We start from the raw sequence: 19,149 nt of genomic DNA, 5'->3' as shown, positions 1-19,149 counted from the left end.
GACAGGCCGTGCCTCGACAAGCCATGCCGCGACAGGCCGTGCCGGGACAGGCTGAGCCGCGACAGGCTGAGCCGCGACAGGCCGGGCCGCATCCCCGCCGGGCGCGATCGACCGTGCCGCGATCAGGCAGCCCGCGTTCGCGTCGTTGCCGCCCGCGCATCGTCGTACGCCTCCTCATTCCCGCCGCGCTCAGGGCCGACGCAGGTCCAGCGTGAACGGAAACTCGCGGCTCGGCACGCCCGCCGCGACATCCATCCGGCCCGCCGTATGGCCCATCGCAACGAACCGTGCAAGCCGCCGGCTCTCGGCCTCGTACGCGTTGACCGGGAACGTCGCGTAGTTGCGCCCGCCCGGGTGCGCGACGTAATACCGGCAGCCGCCGAGCGAGCGCTGCATCCACGTATCGACGATATCGAACGTCAGCGGCGCATGCACGCCGATCGTCGGATGCAGCGCGGACGGCGGCGACCACGCCTTGTAGCGCACGCCCGCGACGTACTCGCCGGCGGTGCCGGTCGGCTGCAGCGGCAGCGCGCGGCCGTTGACGCTCACGACGTACCGGTTGTCGTTCAGGCCCGTCACGCGCACTTCGAGCCGTTCGACCGACGAGTCGACGTAGCGCACCGTGCGGCCGGCCGCGCCCTCCTCGCCCATCACGTGCCACGGCTCCAGCGCGCCGCGCAGCGTGAGCTGCATCCCGTTCACCGCGATCTGCCCGAACAGCGGGAAGCGGAACTCGAAATGCGGTGCGAACCACGCCGGGTCGAAATCGAAGCCGGCGTCGCGCAGCTCGGTCAGCACGTCGTCGAAATCCATCTTCAGGAACGTCGGCAGCATGAAGCGGTCATGCAACGCGGTGCCCCAGCGCGTGAGCGGCGTCGTGTACGGCGCCGCCCAGAAACGCGCGATCAGCGCGCGCAGCAGCAATTGCTGGACGACGCTCATCCGCGCGTGCGGCGGCATCTCGAACGCGCGCAGTTCGAGCAGCCCGAGCCGGCCGGTCGACGAATCGGGCGAATACAGCTTGTCGATGCAGAACTCGCTGCGGTGCGTGTTGCCCGTCACGTCGATCAGCAGGTTGCGCAGCACGCGATCGACGAGCCACGGCGGCATGTCCTGCCCAAACAGCAGCTTGTTGCGCTGGATCTCCGCGAACGCGATGTCAAGTTCGTAGAGCTGGTCGTTGCGCGCCTCGTCGACACGCGGCGCCTGGCTCGTCGGGCCGATGAAGAGCCCCGAGAACAGGTACGACAGCGACGGATGGTTGTGCCAGTAAGCGATCAGGCTCGCAAGCAGGTCCGGGCGGCGCAGGAACGGGCTGTCGGCCGGCGTCGCGCCGCCAAGCACGAAGTGGTTGCCGCCGCCCGTGCCGACATGGCGGCCGTCGACCATGAACTTCTCGCTGGAGAGCCGCGACTGCCACGCCGCGTCGTACAGGAATTCAGTGTGGCCGACGAGCTCGTCGAAACTGTGCGCCGGATGAATGTTGACCTCGATCACGCCCGGGTCCGGCGTCACCTGAAGCAGCTTCAGGCGCGCGTCGCGCGGCGGCGGGTAGCCTTCGAGCACGAGCTTTACGCCGAGCGCGCTTGCGGTCAGCTCGATCGCATTCAGCAGGTCGAGATAGTCTTCGAGCGCGGCGAGCGGCGGCATGAACACGTACAGGATGCCGTTGCGCACTTCGACACACAGCGCGGTGCGCGTGATCCACGCAGCCGATTCGAAGCGTTCGGGCTGACGTGTCGTGTCCTGGGCGGCACGGGGCCCGCCGGCCGCCGTCCCGCCCGCTGTGCCACCTTCGCGCAACTGCATCACGGTCTGCGCGGCCGCCTCGCGGCGCACGCCGGCCAGATAGCCCGGCGCATCGCCTGCCGCGGCGTAGCGTGCGCGGAACGCGCCGGCGTCCGGCAACGGTTCGCGCGGCGCAAACGAATCGCGCTCGATCAGGTACGGATAGTCGCCGCTGCTGGCCCACGGCAGCGAGTCGAGCGGCAGCCGGTAGCCCATCGGCGAATCGCCGGGCATGAGGTACATGCGCTCGTCGCGGAAGAACCACGGGCCAGTCTGCCAGCGCGGGCCGTCGAGGTCCGGCGCATCGTCCGTGCGCTTGAGCGGCAGCACGTAGCCGACCACGCTGTCGAGCTTCTGGTCGAACACCTTGCGCAGCCGCGCGCGCTCCAGTTCGTCGTCGAGCCGCGAGTCGAACGGATCGACGTTGACCGGCAGCCGGCGCTCGCGCCACAGGTAGTACCAGACGTCTTCGTAACCGGGCCGGATGAATTCGCCGCTCAGGTTCAGGCGCGCGGCCAGCGCGTCGATGAAGCGCTTCGCGTCGTCGGTCGCATGCGCCGACGGCTCACGCTCGTCCGCGAACAGCGACGGATCGCGCCAGACCGGCTGTCCGTCCGCACGCCAGAAGATCGACAGCGCCCAGCGCGGCAGCTGTTCACCCGGATACCACTTGCCCTGCCCGAAATGCAGGAAGCCGCCTTCGCCGTATTCCGCGCGCAGCCGCTGCACGAGCTCGGTCGCATAGCCGCGCTTGGTCGGGCCGAGCGCGTCGGTGTTCCACTCCGCGCCGTCGCGGTCGTCGATCGACACGAAGGTCGGCTCGCCGCCCTGCGTGAGCCGCACGTCGCCGGCCGTCAGCTCGGCGTCGACCTGCGCGCCGAGCGCGCGCACCGCGCCCCATTGCGCGTCGGTATACGGCTTCGTCACGCGCGGCGACTCGTACACGCGCGTGACCGTCATCTCGTGCTCGAACTCGACCTCGCATTCGTCGATCAGCCCCTCGATCGGCGCCGCGCTGGTCGGCTGCGGCGCGCACGCGAGCGGAATATGCCCTTCGCCGGCGAGCAGGCCCGACGTCGGGTCGAAGCCGATCCAGCCCGCGCCCGGCAGGTAGACCTCGCACCACGCGTGCAGGTCGGTGAAGTCGACCGCCGTGCCGCTCGGGCCGTCGAGCGCTTTCACGTCCGGCGTGAGCTGGATCAGGTAGCCGGACACGAAGCGCGCCGCGATGCCCAGATGCCGGCACAGCTGCACGAGGAGCCAGCCGCTGTCGCGGCACGAGCCCGACGCTCGCTCGAGCGTCTCTTCGGGCGTCTGCACGCCCGGCTCCATCCGCACGAGATAGCCGATGTCGCGCTGCAACCGCTGGTTCAGCGCGACGAGGAAGTTCACGGTGCCGGCGGGCGTGCGGTCGACGCCGTCGAGATACGCGCGGAACGCGGGCGACGCGCTGGTCTGCGGATCGCACGCGAGATACGGCGCCAGTTCCTTCAGCAACGCGTCGTCGTACTGGAACGGGTACTGCTCGGCGCTGCTCTCGAGGAAGAAGTCGAACGGGTTGTAGACCGACATCTCGGCGACGAGGTCGACCGTGATCTCGAAGTGGCGCGTGCGCTCCGGAAACACGAGCCGCGCGAGGTAGTTCGCGAACGGATCCTGCTGCCAGTTGATGAAGTGCTGCGCGGGCCAGACGGTCATCGAATACGAGACGATCGGCGTCCGGCAGTGCGGCGCGGGACGCAGCCGCACGACCTGCGGGCCGAGATTGACGAGCCGGTCGTAACGGTAACGGGTGGTGTGGTGCAGCGCGACGTGAATGGGCATGGCTAAGCCGCTCGGTTCAGGTTGGGTCGGGACGGCGCGCCGCGCCGGTTCGGGCGCGGCCACATGACACGGTGGGCACAGCGGGCACGGCCGGTTCGGCCGGGGTCGGTCGGCATCGGCAGCGCACCTGCATTGCGGCAAGCACGGCCGCTGTCGATGCGCGTCACACCAGCTCCGGCGACTGCACGACGCTGATTTCGACGCCCAGCGCCTTCGTGCCGGGGCCCGTCACCGGCTGCGCGTCGTGGGAGTCGAGGCCGATCGCGATGCGCACGTAGCGCTCGTCCGGGCAGCGGTTCATGAACGGATCGAAGCCGACCCAGCCGAGCCCTTCGACATACGCCTCCGCCCACGCATGGCCGGCTGGCGGCTGCATCAGCGTGGCCGCCTGCTGCTGCGCACCGAGCGCCGGCTGCGGCATGCCCTGCGATTGCGATGCCTGCGACGTGTGCGATGCGCCGAGCGCCTGCAGCATCCCGTCGCCGCTCTGCAGCGCGACCGCTTCCTCCTGCGCGCCGCCCGACTGCTGTTTCGCGTCGGCAATCCGCTGCATCGCGCTATCGGCGAGCACGTAGCCGGAGATGTAGCGCGCCGGGATCTTCAGCACCCGCGCGGCCGCGATGAACGCGTGCGCGTGATCGCGGCTGGTACCCTCGCCGCTCTGCAGCGCGGTTTCCGCGTCGACGGGCGCGTCCGGCGCGTTCGGTGCATAGGCGATGCGGCCATGCACTTCGGTCATCAGCCAGTGCAGCGCGTCGAGGCTGCGCTGCTCGATCGGCAGCGCGTCGGCGAGCGCGCGCACCGTGTCGCCCGCTTTCGTGAGCGCGGTCTCGCGCTCGAAGATCCACGGCGGCGCATAGCCTTCGGTCTGGCCCAGAATGCCCGCGCGGTCCTGCGTCTCGACGACGCCCGCCGCGACGATCACGATTTCCGGCTTCGCGCCGCGGTCGTGCCGCACGAGGTCGATGCGGTTGCCGAGGCCGTCCGCGTAGGACAGCGTCGGCTCGACGCCGTCGATCGTGACCTGCCACGCACGCACCGTCTGGCCGGGCCCCGATTGCGGGCGCAGCCGCAGGCGCTGCAGCACATGGGTGACCTGATCGTCGAACTGATAACGCGAGATGTGTCGGATGGCGAGTCGCATGGCAAGTCTCAGTCGAAGTTGTATGCCTGGGCGATTTCCAGCCCCAGTACGTTGTTGCGGCCGATGAAGTCGGTCAGGAATTCGTGCAGGCCGCTCTTGAAGATCCGTTCGACGCTGGTGTCGGACAACATTTGCAGGATCTTCGTGGCGGTGTCGTGACACGGGTGCGTGACGCCGTAATCCTTCGCGAGCAGGTTGAGGCTCGACACCACACGGCCGTAGCAATACCGCAGCGACCGCGGCATCCGGCCGTTGAGGATCAGGTAGTCCGCGATGTTCATCGGCTTGTACTGCACGTCGTACACCCAGCGGTACGAGCGGTGCGCGGCGACGCAGCGCAGGATCGTTTCCCACTGGTAGTTGTCGAGGATCGTGCCGACGTGCGTGACCGACGGCAGCAGCAGGTGGTACTTCACGTCGAGGATCCGCGCGGTGTTGTCGGCCCGCTCGACGAACGCGCCGATCTGCGCGAAATCGAAGATCTCGTTGCGCAGCATCGTGCTGTAGAAGCTGCCGAGGATCAGCGCGGTCTCGCGCTTGACCTGGTCGAGCACGGCCGGCAGGTCGCTCTCCGGCACGGGCTGCGCGAGTGCGCGCTTCAGCGACAGCCACGCGCCGTTCACGCTCTCCCACGCCTCCCGCGTCAGCGCCGTGCGTACCATCCGCGCGTTCGAGCGCGCGGCCTCGATGCACGACAGCACGCTCGACGGGTTTTCACGGTCGCGCAGCAGGTAGTCGGTCACGGTGTCGGCCGAGTACGCGTCGTATTTCTCCCGGTAGCCGTCGTCCGCGCCCGAGCTGACGAGCACCGACGACCATTCGGCCGGCGCGTCGGACGTGCGCGTGAGCGCCATCCGCAGCCCGGCGTCGACAATGCGCGCGGTGTTCTCCGTGCGCTCGATATAGCGGTACATCCAGTAGAGACCGCTCGCAGTGCGTCCAAGAAGCATCTGTCCACTCCGTCGTTGTTCGTTTCGCGCGCGGCGCGCGCCGCGCGCGCGCAGTCGCCTTGTTCCGCTCAGTCGGCCAGCACCCAGGTGTCCTTGGTGCCGCCGCCCTGGCTCGAGTTGACGACGAGCGAACCCTCCTTCAGCGCAACGCGCGTCAGGCCGCCCGGCGTGATGCGGATCCGGTCCGACACCAGCACGAACGGCCGCAGGTCGACGTGCCGCGGCGCGAGGCCGGCATCGGTCAGGATTGGCGTCGTGGACAACGCCAGCGTGGGTTGCGCGATGTAGTTCGACGGGCGCGCGCGCAGCTTCGCGGCGAACGCCTCGATTTCCGCCTTCGACGCGCACGGCCCGACGAGCATCCCGTAGCCGCCCGAGCCGTGCACTTCCTTCACGACCAGTTCGTCGAGGTGTTCGAGCACGTACTTGAGGCTGTCCGCGTCGCCGCAGCGCCAGGTCGGCACGTTCTCGAGCATCGCCTTGCGGCCCGTGTAGAACTCGACGATCTCCGGCATGTACGAGTAGATCGCCTTGTCGTCGGCGATCCCGGTGCCGGGCGCGTTCGCGATCGTGATGTTGCCCGCGCGGTAGACGTCCATGATGCCCGCGACGCCGAGCACCGAGTCGGGCCGGAACGTCAGCGGGTCGAGGAACGCGTCGTCGACGCGGCGGTACAGCACGTCGATCGGCCGGAAGCCTTCGGTCGTGCGCATCGCGACGCGGCCGTCGATCACCTGCAGGTCGCTGCCCTCCACGAGGTGCACGCCCATCTGGTCGGCGAGGAACGAATGTTCGTAGTACGCGGAATTGTGGATGCCGGGCGTCAGCACGGCGACGGTCGGGTTGTCGGCGTTGCCGCCCGGCGGACAGACGGCCGCGAGCGACTGGCGCAGCATCTGCGGATAGGTTTCGACCGGCCGCACCTTGACCTGCTGGAACAGCTCGGGAAAGAGCTGCATCATCGTCTCGCGGTTTTCCAGCATGTACGACACGCCGGAGGGCGTGCGCGCGTTGTCCTCGAGCACGTAGAACTGGTTCTCGGCGGTACGCACGATGTCGACGCCGATGATGTGCGTGTAAACGTTTCCCGGCGGCCGGAAGTCGATCATCTCCGGCAGGAACGCTTCGTTGTGCGCGATCAGGTGCTTCGGCACGATCCCCGCGCGGACGATTTCCTGGCGGTGGTAGATGTCGTCGAGGAACGCATTGAGCGCCATCACGCGCTGCTCGATGCCGAGCGACAGCCGATTCCATTCCTGCCCGGAAATAATCCGCGGCACGATGTCGAACGGGATCAGCCGCTCGGCGGCGTCCGCGTCGCCGTAGACGGCGAACGTGATGCCCGTCTTGCGGAATACGTTCTCCGCGTCGCGGGCTTTCTGGGCGAGGCTCGCAGGGTTCTGCGTGTCGAGCCACTGCTTCAGGCGCGCGTAAGGCGCCCTGACCATGTCGCCGGATTGCAGCATTTCATCGAATGGCTTCATCGATTTGTTCTCCATCGTTTTTTCCCGGCATTGCGCATGCCGGACCGGCGTAACGACTTGCGAGCAAGGACCATGCCTTGCCATTCCCCCATTTCGCCGCGGCCGCGGCACGCTCCCGCGGCACGCCGCACCACGACGGTGCAACACGCGACACGATTCGCGGCATCGGTGCGCCGCGTCCGCGCACCGATGTTGCGCCGCGCATGTCAAACATAGTTCTCCCGCGTGTCACGAATGTGCAATCTGCAGTGCAGCATTCGCGATCGGCGTGCACGCCGCCGCGTGCATCGTGACGCGCCGCCGCATCCTGCCCCCTCCCGCCGCCGCATCCGTTTTGCACCCGCACCATCCCGGAGCGCGGCCAGCCCGTTCCCGCGCGGCAGCAGGCTGCCCCGCGCGCCCGGTTTCCGCATCGCAACATGCCGCGCGCGCGCGAACGCACCGGTCGGCGACCCGCCGTCCCGGCACGCATGCACCGCGACGGGACGGCCCGGTGTCCCGATCGCGATGCCTGTCGTCCACGAAATAGGCGGGCCGGCACGCGTACGGCGCACCAGCCCTGGGGGGAAGTACCGTCCACGGCATCGCCGGCGGGTTCCGACGCGAGTTGAACTAACCGGTTAGCCGTGTCCGGCATGCCAACGTTATGCAGCCGAATTTATGGCGACAACGCTCATGCATATTTCGACTGACACCGATCGAAAAAAAACATCGGTATGCTCAGCACGAGGCGCGGTAGGCTAGAGGGTTTGTTTCCGTATGGATACAAACCCCTAGTTCGTGCAGCAAAACGGCGCCTCGGCACAACCCTGCGCCCGACCACAAAAGACGACGACCAATATGGAAGCAAAGTGGCTGGAAGATTTCCTGAGCCTCGCGGATACCAAGAGCTTTTCCCGGGCGGCGCGTCACCGGCATCTGACGCAGTCGGCATTCAGCAGGCGAATTGCCGCGCTCGAGACGTGGATGGATGCGAAGCTCGTCGACCGCAGCATCACGCCGGTCGCGCTCACCCCGGCCGGACAGATGTTCCGCGGGCTCGCCGCGGACATCCTGCGCAGCATGTACGCGGCGCGCAACCTCGTGAACGGCTACGACCAGTTCGCCGCAAGCGACCAGGTCGTGCGGTTCGCGGTCGCGCATACCCTCGTCTTCACGCTGTTCCCCGAATGGCTCAAGCAGCTCAACGGCGAAGTCGGCCACGTGACCGCGCGCGTCAACGCGGTGAACGTGCCGGAAGGCGTGCAGCAGCTCGTCGAGGGTGAATGCGACCTGCTGCTCGGCTATCACCATCCGCAGTTGCCGATCGTGCTCGATCCGAACCACTTCCCGTTCGCCAGCCTCGGCGTCGAGCGGATCCTGCCCGTTTCCACGCCCGACGCGCGAGGCAAGCCCGTGTTCGCGCTGCCCGGCACGCCGGGCGAGCCGTTGCCGCTGCTCGCCTATTCGTCAGGGGCATTCCTCGGCAACGTGGTCGAGATGCTGCTGCTGAATGCCGCCGAGCCGTACGCGCTGCACCGCTGTTTCGAGACGCACATGTCCGAGGCACTGAAAGGGATGGTGGTGGCGGGACACGGCATCGGCTGGCTACCGGAAAGTTGTGTCGCGAAGGAACTCGCGGAAGGCACCCTCGTGTGCGCGGGGTCGGCCGACTGGATCACCGAACTGGAGATCCGGCTGTACCGTTCGGCGCGCAAGCGCGGGCTCGCGGCCGAACAGCTGTGGACCTACATCATGAATCGGCCACGCGGCGCGGCGGCGTCCGATCAGGCTCGGCTGCCGGCGATGCGGGTTGCGCGCCGGGCCGCAGGCGGCGGTCAGTAAAGCGGCCACGGGCGCTGTCTCGGCGGCGCCGAAGCAACGCGCGGCTCGCGTCGACGTTCGCTCGCCTTCGCCAGGTGATCGCCGAACGTCGACACCCGATCGCCGTCGAGCGGCGATCGGGTCGCCACCCCGTCCTTTCAACCGCCGTCATCGGGAACTCCGGGAATTCACATGGACGCGGTTCCAATATCGAAAATGAAACATTCCGTCAGCCAGAATGTTTTCAGCCTGAAGTCGAAAATCGACCAATTCAAAAAGCGGAGCTTGAAGCGCGTAATACGGCGTAAAAATGGAGGGCTCCTACCTGTCTCATCTTGAGACAGATTCCATTTGTCAGCCGCTATCGCGGGCTCGAATTACACAGCAACCCCATTTAAACCTGCAATATTTTATGCCGCCACTATTTTCTCGAAACTTAAAATGCCAAGGAAAAATATTCATTAAACAGTCGTTATGATCGGTACGACTTACAGCACAGTATCATTCGATTTCCACATCCTGCATCCCGCCCTTACAAAGCCGCATCGCACGCAACGGCAATATCCCTATCTTCAGTCGTTACCGTCGATATGAATCGCGCGGCGATTCTGCTCAAGCGCCGTACCTTCGGCCTCCGCCTGCGGCAGGAAATGACATGCCCCGGGAGAACTTCTATTTGTCAGTCGTTATTCCAGCATTAATTTTTCCGCATCCATATTTAAATATTATGTTCCGACAATCACCAGCCTCATAAAACCCGCGACTGCCCATTCACCATCCTCCACGCACGAATAACACCTGTTGCAAAACGGCGAATCTGATTTGCGTTTTCCCGACCGATATGTATGCTTGCCAACAACTGCAAACGGAGGTCGTTATGCCGTCTTCGTTTAAAAATCATGCGCTTCCAGTTGCAGCCATTACTGCATCGATATTTTGCGCAAGTGCAGCTTCAATCGCACAAACGGCGGCTTCCGATCCCGGCACGCAGCGATATGTCATTTCATACATTTGCGGCGATGCGCGGATCGACGGGACCGCGCCGCTCCCGGCCGACGGACGTCCGTACAACCTGGGAGTGTCGTTCTCATCCGCCCAGACCGGCGCGCCGCTGATGAACGTTCAAGTGAGGCTGAGGCGTCACGGCCGCATCCTCGCTGAATTCAATGCCACTGGGTCGCGGTGCCTGTTCAGCGTTCCCGATGCGAGCTACCGGATCGAAGGGACGTACCAGGGGGACATGAAGTTCGCAATCGTCGAAACAGGCACGTTGAACACGCAAATGCGGTGGTAAGTCTTCTGCTCGGCTGCCTGTCGCGCGTGAACGGATTCACGCGACGCGCACGACAGGCCTGGAATCGAGGAGCGACGCATGACCAGTTCAAATCGACCGGACGCCCACTCCAGCGGCCGACCGAAATCGAGATGGGGTCCGGGCAAGAATGCAGCGCTCAGCTTCGCTGCCTTTGCCGTGATCTTCGGACTGTTTACCCACGTCAGGCGAGATGCCGGAGGCGAGCATGCGAACGCCGCGCACGAAGTATCGGGCGTGATCGGCACGGCAGGCGGGACCGCCGACCCATCGGTCGTCGCGGCGGCGCCCCGCCCCGTTGCCGATCGCGTGACGAACACGGCGCAGGCAGCGCCGCCGCGCGCAACGGTGTCGCCGGTCACGGTCGTCGTCGATCCCGCAGCCGCGCCCACCACCGATCCCGTGGCCACGCCCACCGTTTGTGTCGGGTCGAATGCTGCGCAGAACGCCCCGGCCGCCAGGCACGCCAGACCCCGTCATTCGCCGTCCGTGACGATGGTCGACAACGCCACGCATCCCGCACCGGCCTATGCATCCGTCAAACGACCCTATGGCGAACCGCATCGCCAACTGCGGACGCACGAGCTGGCCGGCGCACGCATGCACATGGATATCGCGTCGAGGCATCCGGCCATCGGCGGCACGGGCCGCATGCAGACGGCCAGCGTCACGCACGCCGAGCTGGATAGCGCCCGCGCGCTCGCGAGAGCGCGATCGTGCGCGGTGCTCAACCAATGGCATTGCGTTGAGCAGAACGCGAGCCGAGCGCTCGCCATGGATCCGGGCAATAGCGAATCGCAACTGCTGCTCGGCCAGGCCATCCGGAACCGGCCTGGAATTTGAAGCGCAATCGGGGGAACCCGTTATCGGGCAGCTCGGCGCGAGATCGGGCGCAGTGTCAGGGGTACGGCCGATTCAGCCGTTTCGAAGGGAGGACACACTGTGGCCAACGTTCGCAAGCGCAGATTCACTACCATCCCGCCCAATCGGCGGATGCTCGTTCGAGCTCCGCTGATGCTGCTGCTCATTGCATCCGGCACATGCATCGCCGCTGAAGGCGACGTCGAATCAACCCGATCCGGCGAGGTCGCAGAGGTCGCCGAAGCAGCCAAGTCCGCCGAGGCCCCGGGACCGTCGGGCACGCAGCCAGCCGATGCAGCATCGGTGCGCGCCGAAGTGTTCGGTCTCGCCACGGGCGGCGGCGCCGTCAAGGCGCTCGACGAGGCAAAAGCCCGGCCCGACGTTTTCACCGCGCTCGATCTCGCCCAGCTCGAGGAACTCGCGATTCGCCAGCAGGTGCGCGGCGGACGCGACAAGGCCCGTTCGATGTCGAGCCCCGATCGCTTCGACGGGATCGACACCGCGCTGCGAAGCGCGGACGATCTCGACAAGAAAATGCCGATCACGCCCGAGTACTCGCCGGTCAGGACGGCGCTCGCAGGCGATCGCACGGTTGCGTACGCCGCGCGGGGCGACATGCGCAAGGCAGTGGCGACGTTCGAAACGATCCCCCCCGACGCGGAAGTCTCGATCGATGCGCTGGCGGGCGTCGGCGACGCGTACCTTTACCTGAACGAACCGGGTAAAGCGATGGCGGCCTATCAGCGCGCACTGACGCAGGCCAGCGCGTCGACGGCCGATCACGCGACGCGCGGCTTCCAGTACGGCGCACACACGCGTCCGATCGAATTGCGCGAAGGGTTGTTCTGGTCGTATGTCGACCAGGGGCGCGCGCAGGATGCGAGCAACGTGCTCGACGACATGGGCAAATCGCTGCCCGCTGCCGAGCAGGTGCATCCGTGGGATCAGGCAGGCGACGACTACCTGCGCTATTACCGGCTGCGCGCGCAGTACCTGATCTATACCGGCAGGGTCGACGAAGGAATCGCCGCGCTCGAAAAGCTCGAGAAGGAAGTGCCGTTCAACTCCGAGGTACGCGCCGCGCATGCCGACGCCGTATCGGGCCAGTCGCACCCGCGCCAGGCCATGGGGATGTACAACGCATCGCTGACCGACCACCCGGACAGCGTCGAAGTCCTCGCCGGGCTCGGTCGTGCGGCGCTCGTGGCGGACGACTACGCGACCGCGCGCAAGGTCGACCAGACCCTCGACAACACGTTCCCGGACAGCGGCGCGGTTCGCTCGTTCAAGCGCGACTACAACGCGTACCGCAGCCCGGTGCTGACCACGGACCTGAACTACGAGCACGGCAACAGCGCGCTGGCGGACAACGAGTTCACGTCGGATACCTATCTCTACTCGCAGCCGTTCGCGGACAACTGGCGGGTGTTTTCCCATACGTTCTACGGCCATGCGCAAACCGATGTCGGCAACATCAGCCGCACGCGCACGGGCGTGGGCGGCGACTACCGGCACGGGCCGTTCACCGTGCAGGGCGAGGTCACCCGCTCGTTCGGCCAGGACGGGCGGACCGGCGGCCGCGGCTCCGTCACCTACAACCTCGACGATTACTGGACGGTGTCCGGCGCGCTCGACAGCAACGACAACACGCTGCCGTGGAAAGCCTATGTCGCGCACATCTGGGGCAAATCCGCGAATGTCGAGGTGAAGTGGCGCCAGAACGACCGTCGCGAGGTCAGCTTGAGCTACGGCGTGAGCCGCTACAGCGACACGAACCTGCACCAGGAAATTGCGGCGACCGGCACGCAGCGCGTGTTCACGTCCGCGAACCAACTGGTCAACGTATCGCTGAATCTCGGTACCGACAGCAACTCGAAACAGGACACCCCTTACTTCAGCCCGGGACGCGACTATGCGATCGCGGCGACCGTCATGCACCAATGGACGATGTGGAAAAAGGGCGACATGTCGTTGCAACAGCGCATCTTCGCGTCGGGCGGCGCGTACAACGAGCGCGGGTTCGGCACGAGCGCGCTGTGGAGCGCGCGGCTCGAGCACGCGTGGACATTCAAGCACGACATCACGCTGACCTACGGCATCGAAGTCGCCAGCCATGCTTACGACGGCACGCGGGAGCGCTCGGAAACGGGCTACCTGTCGCTCAACCTGCCGTTCTAGAACCGGGAGTCAGGCAATGCAATCGAGACGGACCTTCATGTGTGGATGTGTCGGCGCCTTCGCCGCATGCTCGCTGTTTCCGGGCGTGACGAATGCGAAGCTGATCGACCTGCTGCCGCCGTCGGATCCCGCCGACGGCAAGACGTTTCGCGTGATCTGCATGCATGACGTCCGCGACAACCTGCTGTCGACGTTCGCCACGTCCACGATGATCGACCCCTATGCCATCGATACCGGCACGCTGACCGCGGTGTTTTCATGGATCGACAGCAACAACTATCACCCGGTGACCGTCAAGCAGATCGAGGCGTCGCGGCACGGCGGCAAGCCGCTGCCGCCGCGCGCCGTGCTGCTCACGTTCGACGACGGCTACCGGAGCCACTATTCGAAAGTGCTGCCGCTGCTGAAGCGCTTCCGGTATCCGGCGGTGATGGGCATCGTCACCGCGTGGATCGACACGCCGGCCGATACGCCGATCCGCATCAGCGACAAGATCGAAATGCCGCGCGATTACTTCATGTCATGGGACGAAGTGCGGCAGGTCGGTTCGTCAGAGCTGGTCGAGCTCGCATGCCATACGCACAACCTGCACCATGGCGCAACCGCCAATCCGCAGGGCAATCAACTGCCCGCGACCACGTCGCACCTCTACCTGGACGAGGAGAAGCGCTATGAAACCGATGTGGAATTCGAGACGCGGATTCGCAACGACCTGCAGACCTGCATCCGGCAGATCCACGATCGCACGGGCGTGGTCGCGCGCTCGATGGTCTGGCCGTATGGCGCGGAAAACCAGCCGGTGCGCAGGATCTCGACATCGCTCGGCATGGATATCCAGTTCAGTCTCGATGCCGGGCCGAATACGCCGGACGTGCCGCTCGACCGCTTGCGACGAATCCTGATGATGTACGACGTCGATATCGGCGGGTTCGAGCGCTCGATGCGCGAGCCGGCGACCAACCGCGGCGACGTCGGCTCCGTCGAACGCGTCGTGCAGGTCGATCTCGACCAGGTCTACGACCCGAACCCGGCGCAGCAGGAAAAGAACCTCGGCGTGCTCATCGAGCGCATCTACCGGATGCAGCCGAAATCGGTCTACCTGCAAGCGTATGCCGATCCGAAGGGCACCGGCATCGCGGAGTCCGTCTATTTCCCGAACCGGCACCTGCCGATGCGGGCCGACCTCTTCTCGCGCGCCGCGTGGCAGCTCAATACGCGCTCCAACGTTCAGGTCTACGCATGGATGCCGGTGCTCGCGTTTCGTCCGCCGCCGGAAAAGCGCCATGCGATCGAAGCGGTCAGCGCCTATGGCGGCGCGCCGGCGCGCGAGAACGGGACACGCGGTTTTCGGCTGAGCCCGTTCGATCCGAACGCGCGGCTGATGATCGAGCAGATCTACGAGGATCTCGGCAAATACACGTCGTTCAGCGGCATCCTGTTCAGCGACGACGCTGTGCTGGACGACTACGAGGATGCGGGCAAGCACGCGCTGCAGATGTATGCGCAATGGGGGTTGCCGCGCGACATCGGACAGATTCGCGCGTCGAAGGAGCTGATGAACCGCTGGACGCGGCAGAAGACGCGCTACCTGATGGACCTGACGCGGCAGCTGACACAAATCGTCCTTGCGAACCAGAACGAGGGCGACGTGCTGACCGCGCGCAACATCTTCGCGCAACCGGTGCTGAATCCCGAATCCGAAGCGTGGTATGCGCAAAACTACGACGATTTCCTGAACGCATACGACTTCGTCGCGCTGATGGCGATGCCGTACATGGAGCAGGCATCGAATCCCGAGCGCTGGCTGGACCAGCTCGTCGACGTTGTCGCCGCCAAGCAGCGTGGATTGGCGAAAACCATCTTCGAATTGCAGTCGTACGACTGGCACGCGCGCGCGGATATTCCGGCCAGCACGCTGCTTGCGCAGATGCATCGGCTGCGCGGCCGCGGCGCGGTGAATTTCGGCTACTACCCGGACAATTTCCTGCGCAACGAGCCGAGTCTCGAAGCGATGCGCGACGTGATGTCGCTCAAGTCCCGTCTCGATCCGACGTCGATCAACGCGCTGATGAACATGCAGAAGCACAAGGGAGCGCCGGCACAATGACGACGACACACGATTTCATCCAGCGCCTGCAGGATTTCGTCTTCTATTACCCGTTCTTCATGTCGTATCTGTGGATGATAGGCGGCGTCGTGCATTTCTTCCTGCTCGAAGACGGGCGCGAGCTGTCGAGACGAACGATTGCGTCGAGCGGCATGCCGAAGGTCTCGATCGTCGTGCCCTGCTTCAACGAAGAGGCGAACGCGCGAAGCGTGATCGAGCACCTGAACGGCATGGACTATCCGAACTACGACATCATTGCGGTCAACGACGGGAGCAAGGACCGCACCGGCGCCATCCTCAACGAGCTGGCCACCACGATACCGCGGCTGCTCGTCATCCATCACGCGCACAACGAAGGCAAGGCGGTCGGCCTCACGACCGCGGCGGCCGTGTCGAACGCGGAGTACCTGCTCGGCATCGACGGCGATTCGCTGCTCGCGCACGACGCGATCGAATGGATGCTCGAGCACTTCATCACCGATCCCGGCGTCGGCGCGGTAACCGGCAACCCGCGCATCCGCACGCGCACGTCGCTGCTCGGCCGCATGCAGGTCGGCGAATTCTCGTCGATCGTCGGCCTGATCAAGCGCACGCAGCAGGTGTACGGCCGCATCTTCACGGTCTCCGGGGTCATCACGATGTTCCGCAAGACCGCGCTCGCCGATGTCGGCTACTGGAGCACGGACATGCTGACCGAGGACATCGACATCAGCTGGAAGCTGCAGTGCCGCGACTGGCGTGTCGTGTACGAACCGCACGCGCTCAGCTGGATCCTGATGCCGGAGACGCTCAAGGGGCTCTACCGCCAGCGGCTGCGCTGGGCCAAGGGCGGCATCCAGGTGCTGCTCAAGTATGCGGGCACCGTCGCCAGCCCCGCGCGGATGATGATGTGGCCGCTGTTCGTCGAGTACCTGATCGGCATCGCCTGGGCCTACTCGATGTCGTTCATCCTGCTGCTCGCGTTCATCGGTCTCTTCCGTCCGCTGCCGACGGAGTGGCACGTATCGGTCGTCCCGCACTGGCACGGCATGCTGCTGGTGGCGACCTGCGTGCTGCAACTGATCGTCGGCTGCATGATCGACCGGCGTTACGACGAAAAACTCCTGATGTATTTCCTGGACACCGTCTGGTATCCGGTGGCCTTCTGGCTGATCAGCATGGTCACCACCGTCGTCGCCCTGCCCGCCACCCTGCTGCGAGGCCGCGGCAAGCGGGCCGTATGGATCAGTCCCGACCGAGGAATTCAACATGAAGAACGCGCCGATTATTGACCTTTCTCTCCGTTCGCCGCGCCGGATGATCGTCGACCACGGCGTCATCGTCGGAACCGTGCAGATCGTGTGGTTCCGCCTCGTGCGGCCGTCGCTGGTCGGTGCGGTCTGGGCGTCGATCTGCATCTATACGTACCGCTACCTGCTGCCGTTCAATCAGGCCGAGATGCCGATCGAGCAACTGATCTTCTACGTGACATGCATTTCGGTCATGGCCGGCGTGCTGTTCACGTGGCTGATCGCCGGGCGCGTCGTGCATCCGCTCGCCTACCGGCTGCGCGTGTCGAAGATGCTGCGGCGCTCGGCCCACCTCAAGGCGCGGCCGGGACCCGCGGCCTCGCTAATCAACGCTCGCCGCCCTGCCGGGAAACAGTCGTCGCGCATTCTCATCGCGTCGCATGACGCGAACGGCATGATTTCCGGGATCGAATGGAAGACCCAAAGGGCGCCGCAGTCCGGCAAATAGGCTGCCAGGCTGCGCGCCGGCATTGCATCGATAACTTCTTCTGGACGAGGTGACATATGTGCGGAATCGTCGGAGCAAGTGGCCGGAACAATCAGGTGCCGCAACTGGTCAAGGCGCTGAGCCGGCTCGAATATCGCGGCTACGACTCGTGCGGGATCGCGCTGCAAAGCGGCGGACGCATTCGCAGCGAACGCACGCTGAGCCGCGTGACGGACCTGCAGCACCGGGTGATGGCGCTCGGCCTCGAAGCGGGAACCTGCATCGCCCATACACGCTGGGCCACCCACGGCGCGCCGTCGGAAACGAACGCGCATCCGATCATGTCGGGCGACACGATCGCCGTCGTTCACAACGGCATCATCGAAAACCACGAGGCGCTGAAGGCGGAACTGCAGCAGCGCGGCTATACCTTTCGCGGCGAGACCGACACGGAGGTGATCGCCCATCTGATTCACGGCGAATACGACGACGATCGCGACGACCTGTTCGGCGCTGTCGTTCGCGCGGTCAAGCGCCTGCGCGGCGCCTATGCGATCGCGGTGCTGAGTGCGCGCGAGCCGCAGCACCTGGTCGCCGCGCGCGCCGGCTCGCCGCTCGTGATCGGCATCGGCGCGCAGCAGAACTACCTCGCGTCCGACTGCGCGGCGCTCGGCGACCTGACCGACCACTTCATCTACCTCGAGGACGGCGACGTCGCGTTGATCACGCCGGAGCGCATCCGGATCGCCGACGCACTCGGGCGCGAAGCGAAACGGCCGCTGTGCGAGGTCAAGGCGCGCGACAGCGATGCCGGCCTCGGTCCGTTCCAGCACTTCATGCAGAAGGAAATCTTCGAACAGCCGAAGGCGATCGGCAGCACGCTGGCCGGCATCGACACGATCGGACCTGCGTTGTTCGGTCCCGCCGGTGAAGCGCAGGCGCTGCTTTCGCGCGTGAGAAGCGTGCTGCTGCTCGGCTGCGGCACCAGCTATTACGCGGGGCTCACGGCGAAATACTGGATCGAGGGCATCGCGGGCGTGCCGGCGCAGGTCGAGATCGCCAGCGAATACCGTTACCGGGAATCCGTGGCCGATCCGCGCACGCTCGTCGTCGGCATCTCGCAATCGGGCGAGACCGCCGATACGATCGGCGCGATCGAGCACGCCCATCGACTCGGGCAGGACCTGTCGATGGCGATGTGCAACGTGCCGACGAGCACGATCGCGCGCAATGCACAGCTTCGCTTCCTGACCCAGGCAGGCATCGAACTGGGCGTCGCGTCGACGAAGGCGTTCACGACGCAGCTGGTCGCGCTGTTCCTGCTGACGGTGACGCTCGCGCAGCTGCGCGGCAGGCTCGATGCCGCGCGCGCGGCGACATACCTGCAGCAACTGCGCGAACTGCCGGCGCGCATCGGCCATGCGCTCGCGCTGGAGCCCCAGATCATGGGCTGGGCGGCCGACTTCATGCGGATGGAGAATGCGCTGTTCCTCGGGCGCGGGATTCATTTCCCGATCGCGATGGAGGGCGCGCTGAAGCTCAAGGAGGTGTCGTATATCCACGCCGAAGGCTATCCGGCAGGTGAACTGAAGCACGGCCCGCTCGCGCTCGTGACACGCGCGATGCCGGTCGTCACGATTGCGCCGGACGATCGCCTGTTCCAGAAACTGAAGTCCAACATGGCCGAAGTGCGGGCGCGCGGCGGGCGGCTCTACGTGCTCGCGGGCAGCCATCTCGACATCGACGCCGCCGACGACACGCGCGTGATCCGGCTGCGCGAACCGGGCGATGCGCTGGCGCCGATCATGCACGTGGTGCCGTTGCAGCTGCTCGCGTATCACGTCGGCTGCGCGCGCGGCGCCGACGTCGACAAGCCGCGCAACCTCGCGAAATCGGTGACCGTCGAATGACGCGTCAGCCGGCGCAGGTCATCGGAGGATCGAACCAGCGCAGACGAAAAGCCTTTCGATCCGTCGCGG

At 65.8% G+C, this 19,149-nt stretch carries 12 protein-coding genes; 8 read left to right on the top strand and 4 right to left on the bottom strand.

Translation table 11 applies throughout. The features are described from left to right. Nucleotides 1–189 precede the first annotated feature (189 nt). The 4 genes from ACV229_RS18170 to ACV229_RS18155 all read right to left on the bottom strand — a co-directional run bounded on the left by ACV229_RS18170 (nucleotide 190) and on the right by ACV229_RS18155 (nucleotide 7,193). Nucleotides 190–3,615: a transglutaminase family protein gene (locus ACV229_RS18170; protein WP_448084496.1), complete on the bottom strand. Its 3,426-nt coding sequence runs from the start codon at nucleotides 3,613–3,615 to the stop codon at nucleotides 190–192. Nucleotides 3,616–3,778: 163 nt separating this feature from the next. Then, nucleotides 3,779–4,759: a transglutaminase family protein gene (locus ACV229_RS18165; RefSeq protein ID WP_448084495.1), complete on the bottom strand. Its 981-nt coding sequence runs from the start codon at nucleotides 4,757–4,759 to the stop codon at nucleotides 3,779–3,781. Nucleotides 4,760–4,767: 8 nt separating this feature from the next. Further along, complete coding sequence (locus ACV229_RS18160) at nucleotides 4,768–5,709, bottom strand: alpha-E domain-containing protein (protein ID WP_448084494.1); 942 nt, start codon at nucleotides 5,707–5,709, stop codon at nucleotides 4,768–4,770. Nucleotides 5,710–5,777: 68 nt separating this feature from the next. Beyond that, entirely contained in the window at nucleotides 5,778–7,193 is a 1,416-nt protein-coding gene (locus ACV229_RS18155) for a circularly permuted type 2 ATP-grasp protein (protein WP_448076713.1), read from the bottom strand. A gap of 840 nt (nucleotides 7,194–8,033) precedes the next feature. Between ACV229_RS18155 and ACV229_RS18150 the strand changes: the two genes are divergently transcribed. The 8 genes from ACV229_RS18150 (at nucleotide 8,034) to glmS (ending at nucleotide 19,080) form a co-directional block, all read left to right on the top strand. Next, entirely contained in the window at nucleotides 8,034–9,017 is a 984-nt protein-coding gene (locus ACV229_RS18150; RefSeq protein ID WP_448084493.1) for a LysR substrate-binding domain-containing protein, read from the top strand. An 856-nt stretch (nucleotides 9,018–9,873) separates the two neighbouring features. After that, on the top strand, nucleotides 9,874–10,290 hold the full coding sequence (locus tag ACV229_RS18145) for a hypothetical protein (protein ID WP_448084492.1): 417 nt from the start codon (nucleotides 9,874–9,876) through the stop codon (nucleotides 10,288–10,290). Nucleotides 10,291–10,368: 78 nt separating this feature from the next. Then, a complete protein-coding gene (locus tag ACV229_RS18140; RefSeq protein WP_448084491.1) occupies nucleotides 10,369–11,151 on the top strand; it encodes a hypothetical protein in 783 nt (260 codons plus the stop codon). A 171-nt stretch (nucleotides 11,152–11,322) separates the two neighbouring features. Then, on the top strand, nucleotides 11,323–13,347 hold the full coding sequence (gene pgaA, locus ACV229_RS18135; protein WP_448084490.1) for a poly-beta-1,6 N-acetyl-D-glucosamine export porin PgaA: 2,025 nt from the start codon (nucleotides 11,323–11,325) through the stop codon (nucleotides 13,345–13,347). A gap of 16 nt (nucleotides 13,348–13,363) precedes the next feature. After that, nucleotides 13,364–15,454, top strand: a complete 2,091-nt coding sequence (gene pgaB, locus ACV229_RS18130) for a poly-beta-1,6-N-acetyl-D-glucosamine N-deacetylase PgaB (RefSeq protein WP_448084489.1) — start codon at nucleotides 13,364–13,366, stop codon at nucleotides 15,452–15,454. After that, complete coding sequence (pgaC, locus tag ACV229_RS18125) at nucleotides 15,451–16,725, top strand: poly-beta-1,6-N-acetyl-D-glucosamine synthase (protein ID WP_448084488.1); 1,275 nt, start codon at nucleotides 15,451–15,453, stop codon at nucleotides 16,723–16,725. Before pgaB ends, pgaC begins: the two co-directional genes overlap by 4 nt. Then, nucleotides 16,703–17,191 (top strand): Biofilm PGA synthesis auxiliary protein PgaD, encoded by a 489-nt coding sequence (locus ACV229_RS18120; protein WP_448084487.1) that lies wholly within the window; start codon nucleotides 16,703–16,705, stop codon nucleotides 17,189–17,191. The genes pgaC and ACV229_RS18120 overlap by 23 nt, the downstream gene beginning before the upstream one ends. Before the next feature lie 56 nt (nucleotides 17,192–17,247). Further along, nucleotides 17,248–19,080 (top strand): glutamine--fructose-6-phosphate transaminase (isomerizing), encoded by a 1,833-nt coding sequence (gene glmS / locus ACV229_RS18115; protein ID WP_448084486.1) that lies wholly within the window; start codon nucleotides 17,248–17,250, stop codon nucleotides 19,078–19,080. The last annotated feature ends 69 nt before the right edge of the window (nucleotides 19,081–19,149 follow it).

The sequence above is a fragment of the Burkholderia sp. MR1-5-21 genome (assembly GCF_053427715.1).
This window is presented reverse-complemented; position numbering and strand designations above follow the sequence as displayed.

Bases quoted from the DNA above. Each gene is read 5' to 3' on its own strand.
- pgaC (WP_448084488.1), top strand. From the start codon at position 15,451: ATGACGACGACACACGATTTCATCCAGCGCCTGCAGGATTTCGTCTTC.
- ACV229_RS18150 (WP_448084493.1), top strand. From the start codon at position 8,034: ATGGAAGCAAAGTGGCTGGAAGATTTCCTGAGCCTCGCGGATACCAAG.
- pgaB (WP_448084489.1), top strand. From the start codon at position 13,364: ATGCAATCGAGACGGACCTTCATGTGTGGATGTGTCGGCGCCTTCGCC.
- ACV229_RS18170 (WP_448084496.1), bottom strand. From the start codon at position 3,615: ATGCCCATTCACGTCGCGCTGCACCACACCACCCGTTACCGTTACGAC.
- ACV229_RS18160 (WP_448084494.1), bottom strand. From the start codon at position 5,709: ATGCTTCTTGGACGCACTGCGAGCGGTCTCTACTGGATGTACCGCTAT.
- ACV229_RS18165 (WP_448084495.1), bottom strand. From the start codon at position 4,759: ATGCGACTCGCCATCCGACACATCTCGCGTTATCAGTTCGACGATCAG.
- glmS (WP_448084486.1), top strand. From the start codon at position 17,248: ATGTGCGGAATCGTCGGAGCAAGTGGCCGGAACAATCAGGTGCCGCAA.
- ACV229_RS18140 (WP_448084491.1), top strand. From the start codon at position 10,369: ATGACCAGTTCAAATCGACCGGACGCCCACTCCAGCGGCCGACCGAAA.
- ACV229_RS18145 (WP_448084492.1), top strand. From the start codon at position 9,874: ATGCCGTCTTCGTTTAAAAATCATGCGCTTCCAGTTGCAGCCATTACT.
- ACV229_RS18155 (WP_448076713.1), bottom strand. From the start codon at position 7,193: ATGAAGCCATTCGATGAAATGCTGCAATCCGGCGACATGGTCAGGGCG.
- pgaA (WP_448084490.1), top strand. From the start codon at position 11,323: ATGCTGCTGCTCATTGCATCCGGCACATGCATCGCCGCTGAAGGCGAC.
- ACV229_RS18120 (WP_448084487.1), top strand. From the start codon at position 16,703: ATGAAGAACGCGCCGATTATTGACCTTTCTCTCCGTTCGCCGCGCCGG.